Source organism: Bradyrhizobium prioriisuperbiae, assembly GCF_032397745.1.
Lineage (GTDB): Bacteria > Pseudomonadota > Alphaproteobacteria > Rhizobiales > Xanthobacteraceae > Bradyrhizobium_A > Bradyrhizobium_A prioriisuperbiae.
Genome location: NZ_CP135921.1, coordinates 4,947,602 through 4,973,156 on the forward strand (window position 1 = coordinate 4,947,602; position 25,555 = coordinate 4,973,156).

The window sequence follows — 25,555 nt, forward strand, 5'->3', positions numbered from 1 at the left end:
GACAACATCAGGTCGGATCGACGTGGCATCTCGCCACGGCGAAGTCGCTTGCTGTGACAAGAGTTCGCAACCCCTAAATGAAAGTGAGGACTATATGGCCGATCCTAATACTCCCAGCCGCAGCGGATATTACGGTTGTTTTATCGGAACGACCCCATTCTTCGGCTTGGGCGGTGGATTTTGCGCCGATCTCGATGGCAATATTTACCCGCAAGTGGCCTGGGGAGTGCCCGGTTTCTCGGCCTCCGCCGGGCACGCATCGGATCTCAACGAGTATCTGACCGGTCCTTCCATCGGAGTCGGCGGAAGCGGAATGCGGGTCGGAAGTAAAATCGACTATCACGCAGGAGGCAACGCGACATCGATCGGTGGAGGGATTGGTGTCGGTACACCAGGCGCCGGTATTGGTGCGACCTACGGCCTGCCGCCGTTCAATATCCACGACGTGCCGTCCTATATTTCGAAGCTGCCAACGCTGTTGTATCCGCGTGGCGGGGTGGAGCCGAACTATTCGCTGATCTGACGGGCTTCCATGGAAAGCCGAGCATCGCCTGCATCAGGCCCAAACTATTCGGCCTGATGCAGGCGAGCACTACGCTCAGCGCAGTCCTGTCATGCTACTTCAACGACGCCTGTCCGGCCAGCGACACCACATTGTCCTGGGCGCCGGAGCCGCCGCTGACGCCGATGCCGCCGACGACCTTGCCGTCGACCAGCAGCATGTTGCCGCCGCGCGAGGCGATGACGTCGTCCAGGGTGACGAGATAGTTGAAGTAGGGACCCTTGCCGATCAGGTTCTCGAACGCCAGCGTCGGGCGGCGATAGCGCACCGCGGTGCGGGCCTTGTGCTGCGAGACGTTGATCGAGGCATACTGGCAATTGTCCTGCTTCTCGAAATACACCAGTTCGCCGGCGGGATTGACGATGGCGATGCAGAACGCATTCCAGTTGCGCTTCGCCGCCTCGGCGAGGGCCGTGGCGGCGACCTTCTTTGCGGTCTCCAGATTGAGCGACTCGCCATAAGGGGGCGGGTTCAGCGTTTCGGCCACCACATCGTTGGGATTGTCGGGATTGGGCGCCACCTGGGCGAAGGCTCCGGTACCGAGCAGACACGAAACACATGCAGCCGCGGCGAGCGTGATCAAACGACGCATTCAGTCCTCCCACAGTGTTGTTGTTGGCTTGTTGTTCTTGGCTTCCCGGAAGACGCTCCGGGATGCCGAACGGTAACACGAATCGGGTCGCCGGCTGCAGTCATCTGCGTGGCGGCATTTGTCTTGCGGACAGCCATTGCGAAAGCATTGGCTATGCACGACATATATGATGGCGAAGCAGCACTCATCCCAGAGCTGCTGCCGGGATCAGGGCCTGCCCCGGGGAACGTCATCCGCTCTGACGCGTTCCCACGCCAAGAGGCGTGATCCTCTCATCCATCGAAAGGCCGTACATGAAAAAGTCTCTCACCATCGCCGCCGCCGCACTGCTGATTGTCAGCTTCTCGTTTGAGGCGGCATCGGCGAAGCATCGCCGCCATCACAGCAGCAGCCAAAGCGGCGTGACCACGGGCGCATCACCCACCGGCGGTAACGCGGCGCTGAGCGGCAACAACGGTAATTCCGGCAGCGGATCGAATGCACTGGGCGGCCATATCCAGGGCGGCAATGTCGGCGCCGGGAAGTAAACCGATCAGGCTCACCAGGGAGTGATGCGTTGCTCCCTGGCGGATTGCGTGCGCGCGGAGTTGGCCACAGCTTTTGCAAAGCGCCGATTGACGCGTAACGGCAAATCAGCGACATTGGGCACAGTCGCGAGAGTTCGGTTCGCGGCACGGTTTTTCAGCCCGCCCCCAGGAATTGGTGGCGGGATTTTTATTGGGGCAACCGTTTCAGTGCAGCGGGCGTGTTAGCGCAGCGGCCGGGCGCCGACCTGACGTCCTGTCAGAGGGTTGCTCAGAACGATCGCTGGTCGGGCGCGATATCGGGAAAGTTTTCGGGAATGCGATACGACTTGCATTCCACCCGTGCCCACTGCACTGCGCCACGGTAATCCGGGCAGCGCAGCACAAGCTGCTTGCCGCGATGAACCACGATCACATCATATTCCGGGCCGTCGTCATGCCGCCGGATACTCACCACGCCGTGAGCCGCCCTCATGTGAATCTCGCCAGTCATCCCTGAAAATCAGGGATCGATGCCGGCGGACGCTATGAGATTCGCGGCCGGCTGTCTGCGCATTTTCGCCACAATGCCGGGGCGGGGGCATGCTTGCTCCAAGTTAGGCGCCGCATTCGGCTGGCGGCCAGCCTGCGCTAACCGCCCGCGCCGAAGGCGTGAGTTTCAGGACGTGGCGTACGAGAGCGCGTCGGCGCACGTGCAATCCAACCAGGGAGTGATCCAGCATGCCAGACAATCGCAAATTCCGTATGTACGATAATTATCGACCGTTCGGCTTCGCAGGACCGTTCGCATCGTTCCCTTCCGCTGAAGACTGGAATGCAAGCCAGCAGCCAACGAGTGGCGCGGCCACCGCTTTCCAGTACACTCCACCTGAAGCTGATGCAGATCGGTTCGGCGTGCCGGATTACACGCCGATTTTTGGAAGGGGTGGTGGTGGGGGTAGCGGTTCAGGCGGGTTCTGCAAATTGTTGCCTGCGCCAATTCCAGGTGTATGCTTGTATATGTGTCCGGATGGTCGCATTCTTCGCTTGGAAATGGACAGTCGCCATCTTAGCTGTCCTTCGTCGATTCCGAGCTTTGGCGGACTCGGTTTGTAGCGGTGATCTCTGCAAATGGCGGGTTCGTTTCCTATAAACTTCCAGATTTCGACTCTCGCGCAGGAGAGGATACGCTTGCTGCAGAACGAGCTGGAGTTGACCGAAGGTCTGAAAGACCAGATCCCCGCGATCTGTTTTACAATCGCACTGGGAGCTGACGAACAGGATCTTGATCCCGAACTCACGATAGGTTTTTTTGACCGGACCCAGATCGGCGACGAGAGGCTGTTGCTGGATTTAGCCGGTATGGCAGTGCTACTTCCCGGGCCGGACGATGATATCCACAAGTTCGATCATAAAACGCTGGACTTCAGCGTGGCTCGCAAATTCTTCCTGCGCGATCGAACGCCCTCGGACGTTTGATAGAAGTTTCACGTAAAGTTTCATCATTTTCGCAGACTGCCAACATGGCATCGATCAGCTATCGAGTGAACGATTCACTCTGCAACAAGCTGTGGTCGAAGAAACTGTCCGCAGAAGCGCTGAAGGAACTTGCTTCGGTAAGTTCATGGGCACCTCGTTCGACAGCAAACCTGAGATCCGAGACCTCGACCAACGCTGGCGATGCCATCACTTTCGGGCTCCGCATGCGGGCCTGGCGGCGGGATGGACAGCGCAGACACTGACGGTGATGAAGTGCTGCTCGCCTTGAAACGGCGCCGGTTCAATATAAGCTGGCCAGTCTGAGATTCCGTTTCGGCTCAAACGAGCCAGAATTATCCTTGCACTCTGTCAGGCTTTGGACTTTTAGGCGGCAGGAACCGTTGCATTTACCGATGTGTGGGGTCAAATAGAGAGCCAGTCGTGACGATTGGATCGCTGCCGAGAGAGTTTTGTCCGGCATGGATCCTTGATCGTTGATACATTAGGGAGGATCTGGTGACGCCCCCTTCTCGACAATCCGTTCCCAGTCTTGAGGGATATGGCCTGACTGGACTGGAGATCGGCTCCCCGGCAACTTTTCTGCATTTTCTCGGCGATGAGCGCGTTTTGTCGACCTCGCCGTTGAAGACCGAATTCAACGCCTGGACCTTTACTTTCTTCGGCGCATCCGTTTCCGACATCGACTATTCCTACGACGGGGCCGCGGATGTCAGTTCGTTCAACCTGGTCCGCATCGGGGACGGGGAGCGGGACTTCAATTTCGGCGTTGATCTGGTGCTGAAATCGGGGCGGCTCAAGCTGAAATGCTACGATTATTATTGTTATAGCCGCAAGACGCCGGGATAATTCGAGGAGAAGATCTCGTGGAGGCGGAGATTGATCAGATCATCGGAGCGGTCATCATCGGGCTGTCGCGTCCGACGGCAACGACCCTTCGGCTTCAATGCATGAATTTCGCGCTGCTGCGTGATCACGGGGTTGCTTCCCTGGAGCTGCTGTTTTCGGGGGCACGTGACATAAGAATTGTCTGTGCGGGAAACTTGATCGACGCCCGGATCGTCGAGGTCGCGAGAAGTCAGGGATTTTCAGGTTTCGAAATCAAACTGACTCATGGATTTCTGAGTGTGACTTGCAGGGAACTGCGCGTCACGCAGATCGCCATCGGATAAATTCTCACAACGTCCGCTCGCTTTATGGCACTTGCCTGCGTGGCGCTTGCCATCAACGATTTTGTCCACGCTCTGAGCACGGGGCTGCTGGTTGTTGGCCTGTTTACTGCCGCGTTCGATTTGATTTGACGGCGCGAGCTCAAGCGCGGGACGTTGCGTTGCGCGACCTGTTTCTGTACGGAGTTTTTGAATCTGCATCCGGCCGGCGGCCGTTAAACGCCATTCCGCCCGCACCGAAGGCGTAATTCGGTGAAGCGCTGCGCGGCGTCAAGCGGCAACCCACACATCCAGTTTCATCATTTCGGAGACCGCCAACATGGCATCGACCAGCTATGGAGTGAACGATTCACTCTCCAACAAGCTGTGGGCGAAGAAACTGTCCGCGGAAGCGCTGAAGGAAACCTACTTCGGCAAATTCATGGGCACCTCGTCCGACAGCATGATCCACTTGAAGTCCGAGACCTCGACCAATGCCGGCGACGCCGTCACTTTCGGGCTGCGCATGCAGCTGTCAGGCGATGGTGTCACCGAGTCGCAGACCCTGATGGGCAACGAAGAAAGCCTCACCACCTATTCCGACAAGGTGGTGCTCAACGAACTGGCCCACGCGGTCCGCGTGCGCAACAAGAACACCATCGACGCCCAGCGCGTGCCGTTCAGCCTGCGCGATGAAGCCAAGATGGGGCTGAAGGACTGGTTCGCGAACCGGTTCGACACCGCGATGTTCAACCATCTCGCCGGCAATACCCTGGTGACCGATGGGCGCTACAGCGGCAGCAACACCATCACGGCGCCGTCCGCCGGACGGATCTATCGCGCCGGCACCGCGACCGATGACGCCACCATCAATGCCGACAACACCAAGGTGTTCACCCTTGGCGTGATCGACGCCTGCGTCGAGCGGGCAGGGACGGCGGTGCCGCTGATCCGGCCCATCAAGGTCAATGGCGAAAGCAAATACCTGATGTTCCTGCACGACTACCAGGTGACCGATTTGCGCACCAACACCAACAGCGGGCAGTGGCTGGATATCCAGAAGGCCGCGCTCGCCGGCGGTGTCGGCAGCAAGTCGCCGATCTACACCGGCTGCCTCGGTGAATACAACAACGTCGTCCTGCACAAGTCGAACCGCATCCCGAACGGCGTCTCCAATGCCGGCGCGGTGCAGACCTCGACCCGCCGCGCGGTGTTCTGCGGCGCGCAAGCCGGCGCCATCGCCTTCGGCAAGGAGTTCAGCGACGGCGTCAACTACAAATGGGTCGAGGAGCTGTTCGACTACGAACGCGAACTCGGCGTCTCGGCGCAGACGGTGTGGGGTCTGAAGAAGACGGTGTTCAACGGCATCGACTTCGGGACCATCGCCGCGACGACCTACGCCGTCGCTCACTAAGATTTTGGCGCACTAAGCGAAGCGGCGCCGGTTGGGCCGGCGCCGCCATCCTTCCCAACAACTCCACAACAGAAAGGTTACCGTCATGGTAACGAATACTCAGGGATCCTCTGCGCGCCAGAACAGCACGCAGCAGGTGCACTATCTGCGCTTTGCGGTGAACTACAACGACAGCGGCATCGCGAACGGCATCGGCAAGCAGTGGCTGCCGAAAGGCGCCATCATCACCGGCACGTCGGTTTATGTGGGTACGGCCTTCAACGCCGCGACGACCAACGTGCTGACTGTGGGCACTAACTCGACTGCTTATGACAACATCGTCGGAACTGCCGATGTCGACGAGAGCGCTGCGGTGCCGCTGACCAACGGCATCAAGCCGTCCGGAGCGGCGCTGGGGCCGCTCGCGGCCGATGCCCAGGTGTTCGTCAAATATGCCCAGACCGGGACGGCCGCGACCGCGGGCGCCGCTGTCGTGGTGGTCCACTACGTTCCCAACAACGACCTCTGATCCCGTATCGCCCGATGCTGGATCATTGGCTGCATTATGCAGGGGCGGCTGTTCTTCTGGAGCAGCCGCCCCCGGCATTTCCGGAGGTGAGGAATGGGAACGCTGCTCGAGCTGAAAACCCGGATCGCGACCGACCTGACGCGGGACGACCTGACGAGCCAGATCGCAAGCGCGGTCACCGACGCTATCGCGTTCTATGCGCGGGAGCGCTTCTGGTTCAACAGCTCGCGCAACCTGACGTTCACGACGGTGCCGGGCCAGATCGCCTACGGCGCCGCCGATCTCGCAGGGATACCGACACTGCTGCGGATCGACGCGATGTTCCTGCCGCAAAACCAGTCGATCCTGCCGCTCGACCGTTACGAACCCGTCGACTTCGAGCTGCTGAATAATGCGACCACCGGCGGCGGCCGTCCCACGGCCTTCACCTATGTCGACCAGGCCATCCGGCTGTGGCCGACGCCGAACGCGGCCTTCGTGATGCGCCTGCACGCGCATCTGCGGCTGCCGGCCGCGGCCGACGGCGACACCAACGCCTGGACCGACGACGCCGAGGAGCTGATCCGTTCCCACGCCAAGCTGCTGCTCTATCTGGACCTGCTGGAAGACGACCAGGGCGCCACGCGGATGCAAAGCAAGATCCCATTGTTGCTGAATGCGCTGCGCGCGGAGACCTCGGCCAGGCTGTCGGCGGGTGTGATCAAGGGGACGGAGTTCTGAGGTCCAGCGCAGTCACCGATTGAATGAGAACAACACGTCAGAGGAATTTCGATGGCTCAATACACGCAATCTGATTTTCAGCAGGGTCCGCAATACGGAGAGCTCAAGGACAGGGAAATCACGGACTGGAGCCCGGATGTCTCACAGGTCAATATCGGTCAGATGTTGCAGAATCCGCCCCTGGCCCCATTTTGCCTTGGCGGCCGCCCCGAGATGCGGGCTTATGATCCATCAGTGCGGGAGCGTCTCGCGGGCTGGTTGATTGGTGACAATCCGTCAGTGGGGCGACGCGGTCTGATTTCCGGGCTGCTTGGATCAAGCGGACTCGGCATCGGTTTCGGGTTGCTGGATTTGACGCCGGCGGGCATCCCGTTTGCGGTGAATGAGGCGATTCGGGCGCGGGATCCGCAGGCGGCGGTGCTGGCTATCGTTCCCGGCAGTGCCGCCGGCCGCGCCGCCATGGCGGCCGAACGAAGTGCCGTCAGGGGAGCGCGCGAGCTGTACAATATCGAGAATGCATCGCGCTACACGTCGATGTATAATCCACCGGTCAAGCCTCTACGGCCATTCGAGATGGATTACCCCAAGGGAGCGCCGGGTGAACCAGGATCACGACTCACCGTCGACATCGACGGAAAACCCCTCACCGCAAAATACGTTGTCGGTCGCCGAGTGGTGGGCGGAGCTGACGAAACCCTCTCGCCAGCGGAACTTAACGCCGTTACGCAGGCAACAATTGGCTCGCTTCCTGAGGCTGTTGCGCAAGGAGCGCTTCCAAAAGATGCAATCGGAGTCTATCGAACAGTCCCCGGGCCGGAAGGCTTGAGGCGCGAGATTGGTGTTCTCAAGACTCTGCCGGAGGATACCGCAAAAATGGCTGTCGATCATGAGGTCGGCCACATGATCGATGATCTGACCGGCAAGTATCAGCGTCTGGACAAAGGTATCGCGGTTAGTGGCATTCCGCAGGATGGCATCAAAAAAGAACTATACCAAGTCTATCACGACCTGAACGATCCGTCGTCACGACGCGGCCAAATCACCCCGCGGCGCTTGCAGACCCGGCCGGAGGATTTCGGTTACAGTGGGAACGATATCGAGCCCGAATACATGGCCGAAGCGATCCGCGCTTACCTGGCTGATCCGAACTACATGAAGACGATGGCTCCGGGCACGGCTGCACGGGTCCGCGAGTATGTCAGGAATAGTCCTCGGTTGAGTAAGATCCTTCAATTCAATACGCTTGCGCCGTTTTTGGGGGCCGCTGGTGGTGCTGGAATGATGGCCGCGTCTGACGGTTCCGATCCGAGATCGCCTGATCAAATATGACGCTCTGCTGATCAACCTGTTCTCGATGCTGGGTGCGACCGGAATTTCTCCAATGCTCTATCGAGTATGGCGAACATCGGCGGCGCTGATCTTCGGAGAGTCGACACGGCGCCGTCACGGCTCCGAGCTCTGCAGCGGCCGGGGCGGCCGCGGCGCGGTGGCCGCATCCGGATCATACGATTGCGGCGATGGTGGCGGCACGCGTGGCGCCGTGGCTTGCGGCGACGGGTTTTGCGGCGTGATCGGCTGCGGTGATGTGGCCTGCGGTGTCGCCGATGGAGGCGGCGTCGGATATGGCCGGCGGGCCGTGATTGGTGGCGGGGGCGGCATCGCCGCCACGGGCCTGGTGCGTGTTGCACCTGGGGCGGAAGCCGGTCGCGGGGGGGCGGGCGGAGGAGGCGCTGCAACGCGGCGCCGCGCGTCCTGATCCGACAGCTTCGCGATTTCCTTCGCCATCTGATCCTGACCGGCCTTGAGCTGGTCAATGGTCTGCTGCAGCCTGGCCAGATCGCGGGCCATAGCCTGGAGTTGCTGCGTCACTTCGGGTGGCAGTGCGGAAACGGCGGGCGCCGCGGCCGCCGTTGCGGCGGCCGGTGTCGCCGTAGCTGGAGTCGCGTCCTGGGCTGGCGGGGCCGCAGCCAGAGTCATCGATGGTGTCGCGGCCGGTTGCGCGGGCGCGGGAGCCGCAGCCGCCACGGCCGGCTGAACGGGAGGCTGGCCCGCCTGTGCGGCGGCGGCCGGATCCTGATCGGCGCTCTGCCCCGGAAATTTCAACCACGACGGCAGGGACACCTGTGGCGCCCATTTCGCCAGCATCTGTTCGCTGATCGCTCGCGCCTCGTCGCCATGGTGCTGCCAGGCATAGGTGGCGCCGACGCCGACCAGCGCCAGGATGAAACTGGTGACGACGCGCCGCAGCCAGCTGCGTTGCGGCGGCTGTGCCTCCCGGGCCTGGCCCGGGATGTCGCGCGGACCTGGACCTTGGTCTGCAGAGAGACCCGCCAAAGGACCTTTCAAGAAGGGATCATTCAAGGACTCATCGGCGCGGGCTGCCGGACGAAATGTCGCCTCGATCGGCGGAACGGGCCGGGCCGGCCGGCTGGGCGAGAAGACAGGTGCGACGCGCTGCGGCGGATTGAATGCCGGGGCGGCACGCTGCGCGGGGCGGGACTCATCCAGCGTCGGGCTGATGGGCACGAAGTCATGCGGATCGTTGCGCGGATCGGCCGGCTTCGGGCTCGCGAGTTCAGCGGTGTCAGTGGCGGGGTGCGACGTGATGTCGATCGGCGGTACCGGCCGCTCGGACGGCGCGGGAAGCTCCACGCGGGGCGGCGGAGTCGACGGCGCCGGCGCGGCATGACCCGCGGCCTCATGCGCCAGTTTCGACAGCTCTTCTTCCACCCGCGCGACCAGATGGATTTCATCCGCGTGCGGATCGGTTTGTTTTGGTGTCAGCGTGGACAGCATGATGCTTCGTTCCCCGTCCTGAAACCGCCATCCCGCGCCCCGGGCCGGCGGAATATGTCAGTCCTTACGCCAGGTTGACGCCCTTCCACCCCGCAATCCCCCATGCCGGTTTGACCAAAGCAAGGCCGGACGATGGAGAGGATGGGGCGATGGCGGCGGTTGCCCTGCGGGAACCGGGCTCCGGGGGGAGAGCTGCGGCCCATGAGCCTAAGCAGCAACGCTACTTCTTGGGTGCGGCAGGAGCGGGTTTTGCCGGAGCGGGCTTGGCGGCAGCCGGTGCCCCAGGAGCGGGCTTCGCTTTCGCTTTCTGCATGGCCTGCAGGATTTTGGTCAGCTTATCCAGTCTCTCCTTGCTCTTCACGCCGCCTTCCGTAGATCCTTGGGCCCATCCCTTGCTGACGATTGCATCCGCCGCCGCTTCATAAGTCTTGGGCCAGTCTTTGTTAGCGTTCGTGGCGCGATTGGCCACGATCACTTCAACACTGGCCGCAATCGGATGACTTGGGCTAATTGGTTTTCCAACTGCTGCACGGAACATCAAGCCCTCGACAATGTAGGCATCTGTCTCCCAATATTTGATAGGGGCTGGAGAGTTGAGCCAGTCTTGGATTGCGTGCGTCAACTCGTGAGCGTGCTCATGTGGGGCGCCCTCTGCTCCTGCAAAAAAAGTTACCCTAGGCGGGTCGAGCCGGCGATTATAACTCACGAGCGCGCCACCTCCAGCCGGGCGGCCCTTCGGCCGGATTTTTCCAGAAACGATTCCGCGGTCATTTACCTCGATGACTTCTATGGCACGATCTTTCACCAGTTTCTTTATGGCTTGGAACTTGCTGGCATCGTAGGTGAATCCTGTGCCAGGGCTGGTGAAGTTGACGCGCTCCCCGGCAAGGTCAAGCGCTTTGTAAACACTATCCAATTCCTTGTCCGTTTTGAGAACCTTGCCGACACCTTTGCCAAGCGCTGCCGCGACACGGGTGTCGATAACCGCCATGCGCTCGAATTCCAAGGCGTCCTGGTCAAAAGTGCACCCTTCGATGATGAGGATGAGTGCGTCCAGTTCTTGTGACGTGATCGCGCCGTCCTGGTCCAGCAGTTGATTGAACAGCGTAGCAATAGCCTCATAGGTGATGACAGCTTTCGGATCGTCCTTGGTGAAGTGAAAATATATTTGCGCCACCTTCGGATCGAGAGTCTTCAGCTTCTTGTAAAGTTCGGAGTCCGGCATCACGGCACCTCATCTTGTTCTTCCGCATATCGGCGGACAGATCGTTGATCGAAATCGTTTGTAGGTGTCGGCTGCGAAAGCCGCGGTTCAAACCACGATGCTAAGAAATGCCCGCCAATGCTGCGTTTGTTCAATTTGACGCCGCACTGACGCCGCACTGACGCCACGCTGACGCTTGCTTGACGCCATCGCCGAAATCGAGGCCGCGTCGATCGTTCGATGTCGTCGCACCATGCTCGCCGTTGGCGTTTGTGTGTCTCCTCACCATGAGCAGATTGTTCTCGCGCGCCACCGAGCGCGCCTTGCATTGCGGATATTGCAGTCATGCCCCTCATCCCCTTCGGCGAATACCGCCCCGACGTCTCCGACTACGAGGCGCAGACCACCCGCAACATTCTCAATGTGCTGCCGCGTGGCGACGGCTACGGGCCGTTTCCGGACATGACGGTGCTGTCAAGTGCGCTCGGCGCGCAGTGCCGCGGCGCCTTCGTGGCTTATCAGGGCAATGGCACCGTCACGATTTTCGCCGCCACGGCGACCGACATCTACATCATGAACAATGCGACCTTCGCCTGGACCAAGGTGTCCAAGGGCGGCGGCCCCTATTCGGCGCTGTCAAGCACCGAGCAATGGCGGTTCGCCCAGTTCAACAACCTGGTGATCGCGGTGCAGGCCAACGTGGTGCCGCAGGTGTATGACATCGTCTCCTCGTCGGCGTTTACCGACCTTGCGGGATCGCCGGCGCCGCCGCAGGCGCGCTATATCGACATCGTCGGGCGTTTCGTGGTGCTGTCGGGTTTGCTGCAGTTTCCTTACCGGGTGCAGTGGTCCGGCCTCAACGACGTCAACGGGCCGAGCAGCTGGACGCCGGGCGTCAATTCCGCGGACTATCAGGACCTGCCCGACGGCGGCATCGTGCGCGGCGTCGCCGGCGGCGAGACTGGCGTGATCCTGCAGGACCAGGCGATCCGGCGCATGACCTATGTGCCGGGTTCGCCGGTGATCTTCCAGATCGAGCGGGTGTCGCAGGACAAAGGGCTGTTCGGTCCCTACAGCCTGGTGCGGGCGGGCGAGCGTATCTTCTTCTTCTCGGCGCAGGGCTTCCATCGTATCGATCCCGGTGGCTTTCCCACCCCGATCGGGCGCGAGCGGGTGGACCGTACGTTCTTCGCCGATCTCGACAAAGCCAACCTGCAGCTGTTCATCGGCGCGGCGGACCCGCGCAACTCGCGGGTGTTCTGGGCCTACAAATCGGTCAACGGTACCGTCAGCCGGTTCGACAAGATGCTGTGCTACGACTGGGTGCTGGATCGCTTCACGCCGATCAAGATCCTCGGCGAGTATCTGTTGCCGATGTCGCAGCCCGGCTTGACGCTGGAAAACCTAGATGCGATCTCGACCTCGCTCGACGCGCTGACCACGTCGCTGGACGATTTCTCGACGTCAGTGACGCCGGAGCTTGCGGCGTTCGACAACGCCCATGCCCTGAATTTTTTTCGCGGGCCCAGTCTAGAGGCCACGCTGGACTCCGCGGAGCAGGGCACTGACGGCACGCGGCTGAAGCTGCGCGGCTTTCGCCCGGCGACAGACGCGCCAGCGGTGTTCGGATCGGTGTCGCGGCGCGAGACGCAGGCGGCGGTGCCGGTGTTCGGCGCCGAGAGCCCGATCCACCCGCAGACCGGCAAGATCAATCTGCTGGCATCGACGCGTTATGCGCGGGCACGGGTGCGAATTCCCGCCAGCACTGCCTGGAGCTTCATCGGCGGGATCGAGCCGGACGTTGTCACCGAAGGCAAGCGATAGGGATCATCTCATGACCGTCTCCACCAACGAACGCGATCTTGCGAAATTCGCGGTCGCGATCCAGCAGCTCGAGCAGGGGCGCAGCAACGCGGCGGGCATGTGTACCTTGTCAGCAGGCGTCGTGAACACCACCGTGAAAGCGCCAAACTGCGCCGCCACCAGCAAGGTGTTGCTGTTTCCGCGCAGCGCCAACGCGGCGGCTGAGCTCGGCAACGGCACGCTCTATGTCAGTGCGGTGGCCAACGGCGCATTCACGCTGACCCATGCCGCCAACGCGCAGATCGACCGGAGCTTCGTCTTTGTCTGCCTCGGTTGAGCTGATCTGCGTCGATCCCCGGCGCATCCACGAGATCTGGCCGCACGCCGCCGACCTCATTCACAGGGCGGTGCGGCGCACCAACCTCAACCACACGCGGGATATCGATGCCGATGTCCTCAGCGGCGCCGGGCTGCTCTGGCTGGCATGGAACGGCGAGGCGATCGAAGCCGCGGCGACCACGTCGCTCATTCAAACCGATACCGACAAGGTCTGCATTCTCACCGCCTGTGGTGGTGAGGACATGGCGCGGTGGCTGCCGCTGCTGCGGCAGATCGAGGACTACGCACGCAACGAAGGCTGCGCCTGTGTCCGGATCTACGGCCGCAGGGGATGGCAGCGCGTTCTGGATGGCTACGACGTCACGCACGTTATCTTGGAGAAGGAATTGACCTGATGGGCGGCACCAGCACGCAAGAGTCCAAACAAACCTCGCAGACCTCGCCATGGGCGGCGGCCGCGCCGGCGCTCAACAGCGCCGTGAGCGGCCTCAATGCGCAACTTCCCAACGCCGGGCTGACGCCGACCGAAACCAGCGCGTTGGATGCCTGGAAGGCGAACGCCCAGGCCGGCAATCCCTTCGCCGGCTCGATCAGCGACCTCGCCAAGGGCTTGCTGAGCGGCGGCGGCGCCAGGGCGAATGATGTCAACATCAGCGCCAATCTCGCGGGCTATCAGGGGCTGCTGTCGCCTTATGCCAACGGATCGATGATCGGCAACAACAAGGCGCTGCAAGACCAGCTCAGCGCCATCACCAGCGATGTCACCAACCAGGTCAATTCCCAGTTCGCGGCCGCGGGGCGCGACGGATCGGCTGCCAATCTGCAGGCGCTGGGCCGCGGCATCGCGCAGGGCACGGCGCCGGTGATTGCCAGTCAATATAACCAGGACGTCGCCAACCAGCTCAACGCCGCGAACAGCCTGTATGGCGCGGGAAACACCTCCTACGGGCTGCTGAACCAGAACAACCAGCAGGCCAATGCCAATGCCCAGGCCGGCGTCGGCGTCGGCAACGCCGCGCTCGACGCCAGCAATTGGGGCGCCAGCCAGCTGCTGGGCGAGGAAGCCCAGCGCCGCGGCATTCCGCTGAATGCCTACCAGACGCTGCTCGGTTCGATCCTGCCGCTGGCGCAGGCCTTCGGGACCAACAACAGCACGAGCAACCAGACGAGCACGATGTCGGGCGCGCAGCAATTCGGGACCATCGCCAGCGGTCTCGGCAGTCTCGCCGGTATATTCAAATCCATCCCGTCCGACCGCCGCCTGAAAGAAGACATCACGCAGGTCGGCACGCTGTTCGATGGATCGCCGGTCTATCGCTATCGCTACCGCAACAGTCCTGCTTTCCAGATCGGCCTGATGGCGCAGGATGTGGAAACGCGAACGCCGGACGCGGTGATCGAGATCGGCGGCTTCAAGGCAGTCGATTACCAAAAGGCGACTGAAGCCGCAGTTCGAATGGAGAATGCAGATGGGCTTGCTTGATTTTCTTCAGTTCGGCGACCAGAGCGGCCTGGCCGATCTGCTGCGCAATTCGGCGCTGAGCCAGAATCTGGATGCGGGCGTAGGCTCCGATGTGGCTGCTTACGGCCAGCCGCCGAACACCATCATGTCGTCTGCGCCGCAAACAGCTGTGCCGCCGTTGGCCCCGCCGCCACAGGCTTACCAGGCATCACAGGCGTCACCGCAGAATCCCGACTTTGGCGATCGCCTGTCGGCGGGCTTTCAAAGCTGGGCGCATACCCCCGTCGGTTCGCCGTTCGCCGGTCTCGCCAACGGTATTCAGGGCTTTGAGAGCGGACAACGTGTCGATCCGGAGGGCCTCGCCCAACGCAACAAGGACCGCAGTGATAATCTCACGGCGCAACTTCTGAAGGCCAGGGGAGCGTCTCAGGAGGAGGTGGATGCCGCGATTGCCAATCCCAGCCTGATGATACCCTTGTTCGGGCAGTACTTCAGGCCGAGTGGGGCAGGCTCCGGATCTCCTCAAGCCGGAAGCGCCGCGACGGGATCGATCGGTCGGCCCGGTGGTGCGCGACCACTCAATCCGCAGGTCTCGCCCCAAGGTTCGAATGTCCAGGCCCCTGGCCAGCTGCCAGCGGCACTGCCAGCCACCGACGTCGCGGCCACGCTCGTGCGGGCGAGGGCAGCGATCGCTTCCAATCCGTCGATCCGCAGCGTGGTCATCCAGCGTTTGCGTGAGCACGGCATCGATCCGGCTGGTCTCTGAAGCGAGAACGTCATGACGCGCGTAACTAAGTCGAGCGGAGGAAACTGATAATGGGTTTGCTGGACGATCCGGACTATCAACCAGGCTATGGCGGCCTTCTGGGGCCACTATTCTATCGCAGCCCGCCGGCGAACGACACCGATCTGGCCGAACAGGCGAGGGTTGCCGCTGCCGCTCAGCTTGCGCGAGGTGTGAGACGCGACAATCGCACCTACGCTGGCGGAGCGTTTCAGACGAAAAGCGCGCCGTTTGGTCTCGCCGGACCGGGATCGTTGAATTTCGGCACTGCGACGAGTCCGCTTGATTTGTCGGCGTTTGAGCCTGCTCGCGAGCCGGAGGAGCAGGGGCCCATGCCGGATGATGTGATGTCGGCGCAGTTGGCAAGAAACAATGCAGCTGCGCGATTGGCCCGGGGCGTGAAGAGCGTGAGCCGTACCAATGCTTCTCCCGACTTCGTTGATGTTGCGAAATCGGCGGGCATTGGGATGGTCAATGGCGCAGTTGGATTGGCCGGTCTGCTACCCGACTCGGTAGCTAAAGCCGAAGACCTGGCCGGTCGGTACATCATTGATCCGGTCTTGCATGCTGTTCTAGGACCGCCGCCAAAACTCGAAGGCAACCCACCCTTTAGTCTCAATAAATTTCTCGGGAAGGACAACCTCCAAAAGCTCATCGAAAGTCAAACCGGAGAATTCTATCAGCCCCAGACCCGAATGGGCCGGTACGCCGAAACAATCGGTGAGCTGGCGCCTCTGTCACTTGGTGGGGCGACATTGGGGGCTTTGCGTGGCGGCTTCGCTGCTATTGGTAGTCGGACTGCAGCTGGCGATCTTCTTCCAGCCGCAAGAGCGGGACTAGAGAAGCTTGGGCGAGAACTTGCGGTCGGCTCGGTCGCTCCGGGTATCGCCATCGAGGCCCTCAAGGAAGCTGCGCCCGGCACGTACCTGGATGAAGCTGTTCGTTATGGCTATCCGACAGTTCGGCGCGGGCTTCCGATCGCACTCGCCGCGAAGCGGTATCTGGGTTTCTAACTCCTGGCGTGGGGGCGGACACGAGTCATTCTCGCCGGCTCCTACTAGGAGAGTGAACCTCAGGAAGAGTGGCCTCCCTGACTGCCGTAGAGGATGGAGTACCAGACGACATTGAGGACTTCTCTGACAATCCTTGCGCGAGGCCATCGGGCTTCAAGTGCTTTAAAGATGCGATGATAAGTCCAATAGGCTGATGCGCACCAGAGAATCAGCCCGAGTACATAACAGCCCAATCCCCACAAGCTTGGATCGGCTTGTGGGGCGGCAAACGCCGCGCAGTAGACAAAAAGCGCGGGCGCGGCCACGAACCAGAGAACCGCGGCTGTGCGGACGATGCGCGGGATTATTTTGGATGATCGCTGGCTGGGCATTTTCTGAGCCTCTTGTTGGTCGCTCATTGCTATCCGCTTGAAGTTTCGGGATTCGGTAGTCAGCGATAATACAAGCCGAGACGGCGGAAGAATTCCCGGCAGGTTCTTCGTGATTGGCTGGTTATCAGTAAAAAAGACCGGTGATGACGCTCACGATATAATCTTCAAGGCGCGGCCATTCACCAAATTGCATGCCGTTGTAAAAAAGGCGGATAAAAGCGGTTAAAACAAAGGCGAACAATGCTCCTGTAGCCAAGCCGCTCCATATCGTAAATGCAGTTCCTTCGCGGCCATATAGACCGTACGTTGCGGTCGCGCTCACAGTGAGGATCAGGGCCTGCAGCGCTACCGTCACCCACTGCAGCAGGTTAGCTCTTTTGGGCTTGAAAAAACGGCGGCCGATGCCGAGCGGAAGAGAGTGGGACCAGTACATATTGGCCAGCTCGTAGAGCCAATCACTGATCCACCAGAGCGACCGCAGCCAGAACAGCAGCCCGATAAAGAAAACTCCAAAAAACCACCAGCCGGGGACGAGCCATCCCGGCATGATCAGCAACACGGCCTCCAACAGGGCCGGTGGAAAAATAAAGCAGACAAGCCAAAAGCTTCGCATCAGATCCTCGCGTGCGCGGAGATCGAGGGATGATGCAGTCATGATGGTCTGATCCATAACCAAAAGCCGCGGTTCTTACACGTCAACGTAATAACCGGTGCGTGCGAGTGCAAGCCAGAGACGAACGCCGGTCAACTGAACGGTGCGTTCCATGCGGGGCTTTGCTGCAATGCAGGTGTACGCGATCGAACTCAATTGGCGTTCGGTGTTTCAATCACCTAAGTGGCGACTACGAAATGGGACTGTTGGACGATCAAGACTTCGACATGCAAGGCTATGGTGGCCTCCTCGGTGGCCTGCTGTATCGCGGCACGCCACCGAGCGAGTCCGGTCTGGCGGAGCAGGGTCGGGCAGCTGCGGCTGCCCGGCTTGCGAGCGGGATCCGCAATGGCAATCGCACCTACGCCGGCGGTGTTTTTGAGGCGGGAAGCGCGCCGTTTGGCCTCGCCGGGCCGGGATCGTTGAATTTTGGTGCGACGAGCACGCCAGACTTGTCGGCATTCGAACCTGCGCGCGAGCCGGAGGAGCAAGGGCCCATGCCAGACGATGCGATGCGAGCCCAGCAGGCAAGGGATGCTGCTGCTGCACGTGTGGGGCGTGGAGCGAGAAACGCCAATCGCGAATGGACGACTGTCGAACGTCCGTCCGTGACTGGAGCGGATGTCCTTGCGGGAAGCAACGGCACCGTAAGGTCTGCGGTAAATGCCGTGCCGATCGTCGGTGGCTTTAACAACCGGATCAGTGCAGCGATCAACGCCAGCGTCGCACCTGTTTTGAATCCGATGTTCGATCCCACAGACCAATTGAGCGAACCAACTTGGCGCAGACGATATGATCACTCACTTCGCTCTCAGAACGACCTCGATGCTCGATTTGCGGAAGAACATCCTTATCTTGACGCGGCGGCCAAATTTGTCGGAGGTTCGCTCGCCTCAGGAGGCGTTGCTGGGGCTGTTCCATGGGCTGCGAAAGCCAGTGCACCATTGGTCGAGAAAGTCATTCGTGACTTTGGCACGCAGGCCGCACTTTGGGGTGTGGACGCACTTGCGCGTGGCGGGGATGTCGAAAAGGGCATGGAGCGCGGCATGGCGCGGGGCGCGGGCCGCGAACTCCGCAATAGAATTTTTGGCAACGTTCTAACCAAGATCAGGCCGTGACGGTGTGCCGCCGCGATATGGTGGGTCGAGGACTATATCGCTCTCGTTGCGGTCTGATGGTGGAGTTTCGTCGCTGACGCGTTGCATGTAGAACGTATTGTTCGCAAAATCCCGCTCGCTAACGTCTTTTCAGCCACCAAAGGTGTCCGACGATTACGGCGAGAAGCATGGCGACCAGGCAGACAACGAAAAAAGCGGCCCCAGGGCCTACATCGGAATACCACTGGACAATCCCAGCGACACCGCCCCCGGCTACCGCAATGGCCATCCATATGAGAACGTCGGCGATCGCACCGACAAATTCGCTTGGCCGTTTATCGCTTGGCTTGCGTTCGCTCACGCTCAATCGCTTTTTGAACAATGTACACACCAAAGATATGAGCGCCAGAGGCCTTCGGCAATAGACCTTATGCTTGCGGCGAGGATGTTGGTGCGGCGTCGAGGCGCGGTGCGATTGGTGGTGCATTCCGACCCGCACGCAAAGCCTGGCTCGGTGTGTCGTAGATTCTCGCCGGTCAGCCGCTTCCCAAGATGATTTTCGCTCTTGGCTAGCGCGCCTCGAGAGTGTCGAACAGCAGTTCAAGCACCACCGCAAGGGAGCCGAGCCACACGATAAACAGGACGCTGAAGAGAGCGTAAACATGCGCTCTGCGCCGTGAGCCAGCCCAGTCGATCGGCCAGGACAAAAATGCGGGTATTGCAACACAAAATCCGACAGCAATCGCGTTGGCTATCGGCGAGTCGACCCGGGATGGCGGATCGCGCGGCAGTTGCGGCGCGGCCTCGTTTGACGGACGCGGTGTTGCAGCGGTGACGGGAGTCCGATCGATTGCGGTCGGGGCCGGCGAGCGGATCACATGCCAGATGGCCGTGGCCAGCAGCGCTGCCAGGGCGCCGAGATACAGGGCGGCGAAGGCGGGTCCCATGTCCAGCGCCCAGTGAAGCATGGCACCGCCACCGCCGATGATTGCGATTTTCAGGATCAGCGGCATTGCCGGTACAGCAAGGTTGATCCGGTCGACGTGTCGTCGAGAGGTTCGTCCTTGTGCATCGACATTGCCTTTGGGTCACACGATTGATCCCAACACAGTGGGACGCCGTGCTTCGTTGGCAACGAGGCCGTGGGCCCAACCCCCGAAATTTTCATGCTGCGGTGCAAGTATTAGCCGGCAGCTGCTGGCGATGCAGGCGCCGTGACAAAGCCGCGCGCGCATCTTGCAAAACTGTCCGGGTATGACGGGCAGCCCGGTTGTCCCCACGAGCGTGCAGATAACGACGGCATCCGCCAAACGACGGTCTCCCGGCCAGGCGACGCCAAATGCAGCCGAGAGTCCACCGCAACAACGGCCGTGTTGATCCCCAGCAAAGAGAGTGACCCATGACATTCTGGAAATGGAGCCGCACCGCGTCTGCGAACGCGACGGCCGACTCGACATGCCCTTTCCCTGAAGGCATGGCGCCATCAGCGGTGAACGACGGCGTGCGCGGCCTGATGGCGGCCGCGGCGAAGTATCGGGATGATATGTCGGGGGCGTTGATCAGCTCGGGTACTTCGTCCGCTTACACGCTGACGACCAATCAGGGCTTCACCGGGCCGATCGCCGACGGAACGGGACTGGCGTTCTGGGCGCACGCGACCAATGCGGCAGGCGCGACCCTCAATGTTGACAGCACCGGAGCGGTCCCGTTCATGGCGCCAATTACTGTCGCGTTGCCGGCTGGCGTGCTCGTAGCGGGAACGCCCTACCGGATCAGGTACACGACGATCCCGGGATGGGTGATCGAGAGCATGTTCGGCCAAGTTTACTCGATCCCGATCGGCGGTTTTCTGCCGTATCTGTCGACTACGCCGCCGAATAGCTCGTTCGTGCTGCCGTTCGGTCAAGCGATCAGCCGCACAACCTATGCAGCATTATTCAGCATGATCGGGGGAACGTTTGGAGCGGGGGACGGAAGCTCGACGTTCAACATCCCGGATCTGCGGGGGAGGGCGATATTTGGTTTGGACAACATGGGTGGTGTCGCGGCCAACCGTGTAACTGGCGCTAGCGGCATCGGTGGCGCGTCTATTGGCGCGATGGGAGGCGCGGAGACGGTCGTTCTTTCTACTGCGCAGATGCCTCCGCACGCCCACGGCGGCATCACGGGCTCAATGAACAGGAGCAATCCACATTCACATTCGCAAATTGACCAAGGCGGCGCTTCGAATATCTCGGGCGGCGGCTCTTATGCGATCGGCAATCAACGTAGCTTCCAGACAGGATTGACCGATGTCAATCACGAGCATGGTATTGCCCTTGAAGGTGGCGGACAGGCGCACAACAACATGCCACCCGCGATCATTCTTCCGATGTTGCTTCGTGTAATTTAACCGATCAGAGGGCTTTTAAAGGCATGAAAAATTCCGCGGTTGCCGCGTCGGCTTTTTGGGTGACGTCGGTACGTGACTCTCTCGAAGCCGCTAGCTTGGAGAAGACCAGCAACGCAAGCACGATTTGGGGCCCACCAGTTCGTCGGATCATTCAATAGTTCGGTCGTGGGATAGAAACGCATCGCCGGCCAAGGCAGAAAATTCAGTGCCATTTGTGTTTCAACAATAAGCCCTTTTTTTGCAATCTTGCTCAAGGATTGTATTGCGCTGATTGGGTCGAGGAGGTGATAAAACACTCCGAAAAAAAAGACGTAATCGAATTGGCCGACGGATTCGATGCAGATGTCTTGTACGCCGATTACGCGATCTTCGATATCGAGCCCTGTCAATTCCCGTGCTATCTCGAAATTGCGTCGTGCGTGAGGGTGCTCAGTCCAGATAAAATGATCGGTCGCAAGAACGCGTGAAGCGCCACGTTTTTTAGCTTCAAAGCTGTAAAAGCCATCCCACGCTCCCACATCCAAAACAGAACAGCCCTTAAGGTCCAACGAGCGAAAAATTGCGTCAGCCTCCGCTGTGATCAGCGACTTACTCTTTTTGCCGACGCTCGCGTTACCGTCGCCGAAATCAATGGTGTGCCACCAGTTGTTTGCCGCGGCTTCGCGTAGCAGTGCATCTCGATCCAGTACGATTGCCATGTAAGTGTGCCCAAGTCTCTATTCGCTAGGCCGCAACACTAGAAATAATATCGGTTCAGGGCAACCGCGATGGAGCGCTTTAAGGCTAAACTATTCGCCTTCGGACAGCTTTTCGTGAGGAAAATGCCAATCAGGAGTGTAGAAGAAATGAAGTGTCGAAATGCCAAGCGTGCTTTGTCGGGAAAAATTGACGTCAATGTGCCGATGGCAGGCAGGAAGTTGCCTCTTCAGTCATCGATCCCGTCCTCCACGCACCAAAAACGTATTACTCCGCGTCTTCCCCGTGATCTTGTAACCCCGCCTCTCCATGTCTTCGATACAGTCATGGGCCCAATCCGCGCGCTCCAGGTGCTCGATGGCGACGGCACCGGGCCAGAGTTCGGACGGTGCGTCCCGGAAGAACGGCGTCAGCACGCGGTCCTCATAACCCTCGACGTCGATCTTCAGGGCATCGATGCGGGCGATTCCTGCCTCCTTGAGCACGGCCGTGAGCGTCCTGACAGGCACGGTGATGCCATGGTCGCTGACCCGCGAGGCGCCGAGGTTGTCCGCGGAGGTGCTCATGGTCAGCTCGCCCTCGGCTTCGCCGATCGCGGAGCGCACCAGAGTGACGTTCTCGAATGAAAGCTGGCTGGTGTTGAACACCAGGCGATCGTGGGCGCTCGGATACGGCTCGATCGCCAGCACGCGTCCGTTGCGGCCGACGCGCAGGGCCAAAACGACGGCAAAGGTGCCGACGTTGGCGCCCACGTCCACGAACACGCCGCCGACCGGCGTATGTTCACGCAGGAAATCGAGCTCTTCCAGATTGTAATCGGGATTGAACAGCGCGCCACGCTCGGTACCGCTGTCCCTGTGGTGCAGCCGAAATCGGGCGCCCTGGTAGACCGTGTCGATCGGCGCCGAACCCATCAGGCGCGACATCAACGGGCGGAAAGCGCCGCGTTTCAGCTTCGAATTCTGGATCAGCGCCAGCAGGATATTTTGCACGGCATTGGGGGAATAGGTCCCGTACGGGGCTTCGACCATTTCATCTCTACCTTGCAGAACTTCCGACCGTCTTCGCGCGGCGGACACTAGGAAACGCAGCGCCATAATTCAACCCAGCCGCCTTCGGGCGGCTTTTTCTTTGGAGCATCACCATGAACACCGCAGCCCTTGTGGCGGCGAATGCCGCCCGCTGGTCCAAGGTCAGGGTGCAGGCCGCGAAAGGCGCCTCGTTCGGGGCGATCGCGCGGCGGCTGCTCGCGGCCCGGGATCGCTATCAGGCGGTGTCGATGCTGACCGGCGTGCCCTGGTTCGTCATCGCCGTGATTCATGAGCGCGAGGCGTCGCAGCGCTGGGATGCGTCGATCGCGCAGGGCGATCCATGGGCGCGGGTCTCCACCCATGTGCCGAAGGGACGCGGGCCGTTCGCCTCGTGGCAGGCGGCGGCTGTCGATGCGCTGACCAACTGCGCGCCCTATGCCGCAAAGTGGAAGGACTGGTCACCGGGCGGCACCATGACGCTGCTCGAGCAATACAATGGCCTGGGATACGCGAACCGGGGCCGGCCATCGCCTTACATCTGGGCCGGCACCGGCCAATATGTTCGCGGCAAGTATGTTGCCGACGGCAAATACGATCCCGATGTCGTCGACAATCAGCCGGGCTGCGCCGGCTTGCTGCTGGCGATGGCTGCGATCGACGCCTCCGTCGCCGATGGTCTCGGCCAGCACGGCTCCGCGCCGCCGGCCACGCCGACGCCACCTGCCAAACCCTCCATCACAAATCCCGCGCCGGGCTCGCTCGGCGCGTGGATCGTCGCGTTGTTCAAAAGGAGCTTCTCATGATCTGGTCCGTTCTCTCGCTGCTCGTGTTCGTCCCCGCCTATCTGCTCGTCCTGCGTCCGCTGCTCAAAGCGCTGCCGGCGCTGCAGGCGTTCTACCGCGAGGCTCGCACCGTCTGGCAGAAGGCGAAGGCGCTGGCCTGGAACTCGCTGACCGTTGCCTGGTCGTATGCCATGGCGGTGGCCGGCGTCGCGATGCAGCAACTCGATGGCATTGCCGACATCTTCGGCGATCCGGACCTGAAAGCCAATCTCTCGGCGGTGATCGGCACTGACACGAAGACGCTCGGCTATGTGCTGCTGAGCATCTCGGCGGTGACGCTGCTGACGCGCCTGCGCTCGATCCGCAAGGCGTGAGTGATGTGGAGCGCGATCCTCGGTTTTCTCGGCGGTCCCATCGTCTCCGGCCTGCTCAGCGCCTACAAGGCGCGGCTGGCGTCGATCAACAGCCAGGATCAGATGGCGCTGGATCTCTTGCAGAAGGAGATCGAGGCCGACATCGCCGCGCGCAGCGAGGCGACCAGGCTCTTGATCGCAGAACAAGGGCGCTGGTTCACCGCGATCATCCGCCCGCTGTTCGCGGCGCCCTTCATCATCTTCGCGTTCAAGGTGGTGGTCTGGGACAAGGTGCTGGGGCTCGGCGTCACCGACGCGCTCGATCCGAATTTCTGGAGCGTGTTCCAGACCGTCATCGTTTCGTATTTCGGGGCGAGCGCGGTGGAGCGGGTGTCACGGATCTTCAGGAGGTAGGTGCCATGCGACGCGCAAAACAAGCCTATTTCGGCATGCGTCTTGCTTTTCATTCATCAGCCGGACGGAAGGAGCTCACGAACGTGAGACTGATGACTGCTGTTCTGATGGTCGCGGTCGGCTGCGGCGCTGCTGGATTGACCACCGCGCTGGCGCGGGACGATGGCCGCTATGCCAACTCGCCGCTGAAATCCTGGTTCGATCAGCTCAGAAGCGAAAAAGGCCCCTGCTGCTCGGACGCTGACGGCTCCGCGGTGTCCGACGCCGATTGGGACAGCAAGGACGGCCACTATCGCGTGCGCCTCGAGGGCGAATGGATCGTGGTGCCCGACGAGGCCGTGGTCAAGGGACCGAACCTCGCCGGCCGCACCATGGTGTGGCCGATGTATCTGGACGGCAAGCCGGTGGTCCGCTGCTTCATTCCCGGCAGCATGACCTGATCGCGGATTCGCTGCGGTCCTGACGCGGCCTGTCTCAGCAATCCCCTCATGCACGACGCACGCGCATCGCGCGTGCGTGCGCGTTTCTGTCTCACCCAACTCCCGGTGTCCGCGCCACGCGGATACCGGCCTACGCCTGGATGGATGCCATGACCAGCAGCAGCGACGTGCGCGACATCGCCGAGGAAGTGGCGCGTGCCACCGTCAAGGAGTTTTTCCTGGCGCTCGGCGTCAACGCCGACGATCCCGATGCGGTGATCGCCGTGCAGAAAGACTTCGCGCATCTGCGGGCCTGGCGCGAGGCCAGCGACACCATCAAGCGCAAGGGGCTGGGCACCGCCGTCACCATCGTGGTCACCGGGCTGCTTGGGCTGGTGTGGCTCGCGCTCAGCCGGCATTGAGGCGCAGATGTTCGATGTGATCTGCCTCACAGTCGCGACACGATGACATTGCTATGGTTGCGGCTGAAACCACAGGGAACAGCGCGCGGTTCCGCAGGCATTTATGAATCCGCTGGCAGACCGGTTCCCGTCTGCTTTTCCTCCCCACGACTTGGCCCGGCGCGTTCCATTATGAACGTGCCGGGCATTTTCTTGCGTGTGGTCAGCCCGCTGACTCGGTTCCACCCGTGCACATCCCGATCGCGCTGGAACCAGACACGTTTCGACATTTGCCGGTCACGAAAATGAAACTTTTTGGGAGCATGTGAAGCATCTGACCTTGGGCTGGGACACCTTTGGTTGGAGTGCTTGTACATGGTGGGTTTGGTACCTGGTTGGGTCATCCTGCTCCCGATTACGATCGGGATCCTGGCGGTTGGTCTGGGGATGCGCGTCCCCGTTGCCGTGCGCGGCGACCATGACGTGGTCCCGTATTTCTTCGCTGCGGTTCAACTCGGCGTCAGCTTCGTGGTCAGCCTCGGCCTCTGGCTGGCCTATCTCGGCGATATGCTGCTGAAAAGCTGAAGCGCGAAGCCAGCCAC

At 61.1% G+C, this 25,555-nt stretch carries 31 protein-coding genes; 23 read left to right on the forward strand and 8 right to left on the reverse strand.

Annotated elements, in window-relative coordinates:
- The first annotated feature begins 94 nt into the window (after positions 1–94).
- Complete coding sequence (locus RS897_RS23440; RefSeq protein WP_315831109.1) at positions 95–523, forward strand: hypothetical protein; 429 nt, start codon at positions 95–97, stop codon at positions 521–523.
- A gap of 94 nt (positions 524–617) precedes the next feature.
- Here the strand turns inward: RS897_RS23440 and RS897_RS23445 are convergent, their stop codons facing one another.
- The gene (locus tag RS897_RS23445) at positions 618–1,154 is read right to left on the reverse strand and encodes a GlcG/HbpS family heme-binding protein (protein ID WP_315831110.1); all 537 of its coding nucleotides are present in this window, start codon (positions 1,152–1,154) and stop codon (positions 618–620) included.
- Between the two features lie 293 nt (positions 1,155–1,447).
- Between RS897_RS23445 and RS897_RS23450 the strand changes: the two genes are divergently transcribed.
- Positions 1,448–1,681 carry a hypothetical protein gene (locus tag RS897_RS23450; RefSeq protein WP_315831111.1) on the forward strand — a complete coding sequence of 78 codons (234 nt, stop codon included), beginning with the start codon at positions 1,448–1,450 and terminating at the stop codon, positions 1,679–1,681.
- A gap of 268 nt (positions 1,682–1,949) precedes the next feature.
- Here RS897_RS23450 and RS897_RS23455 read toward each other — a convergent pair whose 3' ends face one another.
- On the reverse strand, positions 1,950–2,153 hold the full coding sequence (locus RS897_RS23455; protein WP_315831112.1) for a hypothetical protein: 204 nt from the start codon (positions 2,151–2,153) through the stop codon (positions 1,950–1,952).
- Between the two features lie 695 nt (positions 2,154–2,848).
- Between RS897_RS23455 and RS897_RS23460 the strand changes: the two genes are divergently transcribed.
- The 7 genes from RS897_RS23460 to RS897_RS23490 all read left to right on the forward strand — a co-directional run bounded on the left by RS897_RS23460 (position 2,849) and on the right by RS897_RS23490 (position 8,273).
- Positions 2,849–3,136 carry a hypothetical protein gene (locus RS897_RS23460; protein ID WP_315831113.1) on the forward strand — a complete coding sequence of 96 codons (288 nt, stop codon included), beginning with the start codon at positions 2,849–2,851 and terminating at the stop codon, positions 3,134–3,136.
- Positions 3,137–3,652: 516 nt separating this feature from the next.
- Positions 3,653–4,003, forward strand: a complete 351-nt coding sequence (locus tag RS897_RS23465) for a hypothetical protein (protein WP_315831114.1) — start codon at positions 3,653–3,655, stop codon at positions 4,001–4,003.
- 17 nt (positions 4,004–4,020) lie between these two features.
- Positions 4,021–4,326: a hypothetical protein gene (locus RS897_RS23470; protein ID WP_315831115.1), complete on the forward strand. Its 306-nt coding sequence runs from the start codon at positions 4,021–4,023 to the stop codon at positions 4,324–4,326.
- Positions 4,327–4,642: 316 nt separating this feature from the next.
- Complete coding sequence (locus RS897_RS23475) at positions 4,643–5,716, forward strand: N4-gp56 family major capsid protein (protein WP_315831116.1); 1,074 nt, start codon at positions 4,643–4,645, stop codon at positions 5,714–5,716.
- Between the two features lie 85 nt (positions 5,717–5,801).
- Positions 5,802–6,224: a hypothetical protein gene (locus tag RS897_RS23480; RefSeq protein ID WP_315831117.1), complete on the forward strand. Its 423-nt coding sequence runs from the start codon at positions 5,802–5,804 to the stop codon at positions 6,222–6,224.
- Between the two features lie 93 nt (positions 6,225–6,317).
- A complete protein-coding gene (locus RS897_RS23485) occupies positions 6,318–6,944 on the forward strand; it encodes a phage adaptor protein (RefSeq protein WP_315831118.1) in 627 nt (208 codons plus the stop codon).
- A gap of 51 nt (positions 6,945–6,995) precedes the next feature.
- Positions 6,996–8,273, forward strand: coding sequence for a hypothetical protein (locus RS897_RS23490; RefSeq protein WP_315831119.1), 1,278 nt, complete (start codon positions 6,996–6,998; stop codon positions 8,271–8,273).
- Between the two features lie 114 nt (positions 8,274–8,387).
- Here the strand turns inward: RS897_RS23490 and RS897_RS23495 are convergent, their stop codons facing one another.
- Positions 8,388–9,740: a hypothetical protein gene (locus tag RS897_RS23495; protein WP_315831120.1), complete on the reverse strand. Its 1,353-nt coding sequence runs from the start codon at positions 9,738–9,740 to the stop codon at positions 8,388–8,390.
- Between the two features lie 220 nt (positions 9,741–9,960).
- Entirely contained in the window at positions 9,961–10,965 is a 1,005-nt protein-coding gene (locus RS897_RS23500) for a hypothetical protein (protein WP_315831121.1), read from the reverse strand.
- Positions 10,966–11,289: 324 nt separating this feature from the next.
- Between RS897_RS23500 and RS897_RS23505 the strand changes: the two genes are divergently transcribed.
- From RS897_RS23505 to RS897_RS23530, 6 genes are read left to right on the forward strand one after another with little or no spacing between them, the layout of a single operon-like run.
- Positions 11,290–12,768 (forward strand): hypothetical protein, encoded by a 1,479-nt coding sequence (locus tag RS897_RS23505; RefSeq protein WP_315831122.1) that lies wholly within the window; start codon positions 11,290–11,292, stop codon positions 12,766–12,768.
- A gap of 10 nt (positions 12,769–12,778) precedes the next feature.
- Positions 12,779–13,084 carry a hypothetical protein gene (locus tag RS897_RS23510; RefSeq protein ID WP_315831123.1) on the forward strand — a complete coding sequence of 102 codons (306 nt, stop codon included), beginning with the start codon at positions 12,779–12,781 and terminating at the stop codon, positions 13,082–13,084.
- Positions 13,068–13,481, forward strand: coding sequence for a hypothetical protein (locus tag RS897_RS23515; protein WP_315831124.1), 414 nt, complete (start codon positions 13,068–13,070; stop codon positions 13,479–13,481). Before RS897_RS23510 ends, RS897_RS23515 begins: the two co-directional genes overlap by 17 nt.
- Positions 13,481–14,569, forward strand: a complete 1,089-nt coding sequence (locus RS897_RS23520) for a tail fiber domain-containing protein (RefSeq protein WP_315831125.1) — start codon at positions 13,481–13,483, stop codon at positions 14,567–14,569. Before RS897_RS23515 ends, RS897_RS23520 begins: the two co-directional genes overlap by 1 nt.
- Positions 14,556–15,314: a hypothetical protein gene (locus RS897_RS23525; RefSeq protein WP_315831126.1), complete on the forward strand. Its 759-nt coding sequence runs from the start codon at positions 14,556–14,558 to the stop codon at positions 15,312–15,314. Before RS897_RS23520 ends, RS897_RS23525 begins: the two co-directional genes overlap by 14 nt.
- Positions 15,315–15,364: 50 nt before the next feature.
- Positions 15,365–16,345, forward strand: a complete 981-nt coding sequence (locus RS897_RS23530) for a hypothetical protein (RefSeq protein WP_315831127.1) — start codon at positions 15,365–15,367, stop codon at positions 16,343–16,345.
- Positions 16,346–16,840: 495 nt separating this feature from the next.
- On the opposite strand, the gene RS897_RS23535 is transcribed toward RS897_RS23530, so the two are convergent.
- Positions 16,841–17,386, reverse strand: coding sequence for a hypothetical protein (locus RS897_RS23535; protein WP_315831128.1), 546 nt, complete (start codon positions 17,384–17,386; stop codon positions 16,841–16,843).
- A gap of 179 nt (positions 17,387–17,565) precedes the next feature.
- Here RS897_RS23535 and RS897_RS23540 point away from each other — a divergent pair, with 179 nt between their 5' ends.
- Complete coding sequence (locus tag RS897_RS23540; protein WP_315831129.1) at positions 17,566–18,486, forward strand: hypothetical protein; 921 nt, start codon at positions 17,566–17,568, stop codon at positions 18,484–18,486.
- A 548-nt stretch (positions 18,487–19,034) separates the two neighbouring features.
- Here RS897_RS23540 and RS897_RS23545 read toward each other — a convergent pair.
- Entirely contained in the window at positions 19,035–19,478 is a 444-nt protein-coding gene (locus tag RS897_RS23545; RefSeq protein ID WP_315831130.1) for a hypothetical protein, read from the reverse strand.
- Between the two features lie 386 nt (positions 19,479–19,864).
- Here RS897_RS23545 and RS897_RS23550 point away from each other — a divergent pair, with 386 nt between their 5' ends.
- Complete coding sequence (locus tag RS897_RS23550; protein ID WP_315831131.1) at positions 19,865–20,857, forward strand: phage tail protein; 993 nt, start codon at positions 19,865–19,867, stop codon at positions 20,855–20,857.
- Here the strand turns inward: RS897_RS23550 and RS897_RS23555 are convergent.
- Positions 20,854–21,555, reverse strand: coding sequence for a class I SAM-dependent methyltransferase (locus RS897_RS23555; protein WP_315831132.1), 702 nt, complete (start codon positions 21,553–21,555; stop codon positions 20,854–20,856). The two genes, RS897_RS23550 and RS897_RS23555, sit on opposite strands and share 4 nt — an antisense overlap.
- A gap of 231 nt (positions 21,556–21,786) precedes the next feature.
- A complete protein-coding gene (locus RS897_RS23560) occupies positions 21,787–22,584 on the reverse strand; it encodes an FkbM family methyltransferase (RefSeq protein WP_315831133.1) in 798 nt (265 codons plus the stop codon).
- A gap of 113 nt (positions 22,585–22,697) precedes the next feature.
- Between RS897_RS23560 and RS897_RS23565 the strand changes: the two genes are divergently transcribed.
- The 6 genes from RS897_RS23565 (at position 22,698) to RS897_RS23590 (ending at position 25,538) form a co-directional block, all read left to right on the forward strand.
- Entirely contained in the window at positions 22,698–23,387 is a 690-nt protein-coding gene (locus RS897_RS23565; RefSeq protein WP_315831134.1) for a hypothetical protein, read from the forward strand.
- Positions 23,384–23,740 carry a hypothetical protein gene (locus tag RS897_RS23570; protein WP_315831135.1) on the forward strand — a complete coding sequence of 119 codons (357 nt, stop codon included), beginning with the start codon at positions 23,384–23,386 and terminating at the stop codon, positions 23,738–23,740. Before RS897_RS23565 ends, RS897_RS23570 begins: the two co-directional genes overlap by 4 nt.
- 3 nt (positions 23,741–23,743) lie before the next feature.
- A complete protein-coding gene (locus RS897_RS23575) occupies positions 23,744–24,133 on the forward strand; it encodes a hypothetical protein (protein WP_315831136.1) in 390 nt (129 codons plus the stop codon).
- A 92-nt stretch (positions 24,134–24,225) separates the two neighbouring features.
- Entirely contained in the window at positions 24,226–24,573 is a 348-nt protein-coding gene (locus RS897_RS23580; RefSeq protein ID WP_315831137.1) for a hypothetical protein, read from the forward strand.
- Between the two features lie 149 nt (positions 24,574–24,722).
- Positions 24,723–24,974 (forward strand): hypothetical protein, encoded by a 252-nt coding sequence (locus tag RS897_RS23585; RefSeq protein ID WP_315831138.1) that lies wholly within the window; start codon positions 24,723–24,725, stop codon positions 24,972–24,974.
- A 354-nt stretch (positions 24,975–25,328) separates the two neighbouring features.
- Complete coding sequence (locus tag RS897_RS23590; RefSeq protein WP_315831139.1) at positions 25,329–25,538, forward strand: hypothetical protein; 210 nt, start codon at positions 25,329–25,331, stop codon at positions 25,536–25,538.
- The last annotated feature ends 17 nt before the right edge of the window (positions 25,539–25,555 follow it).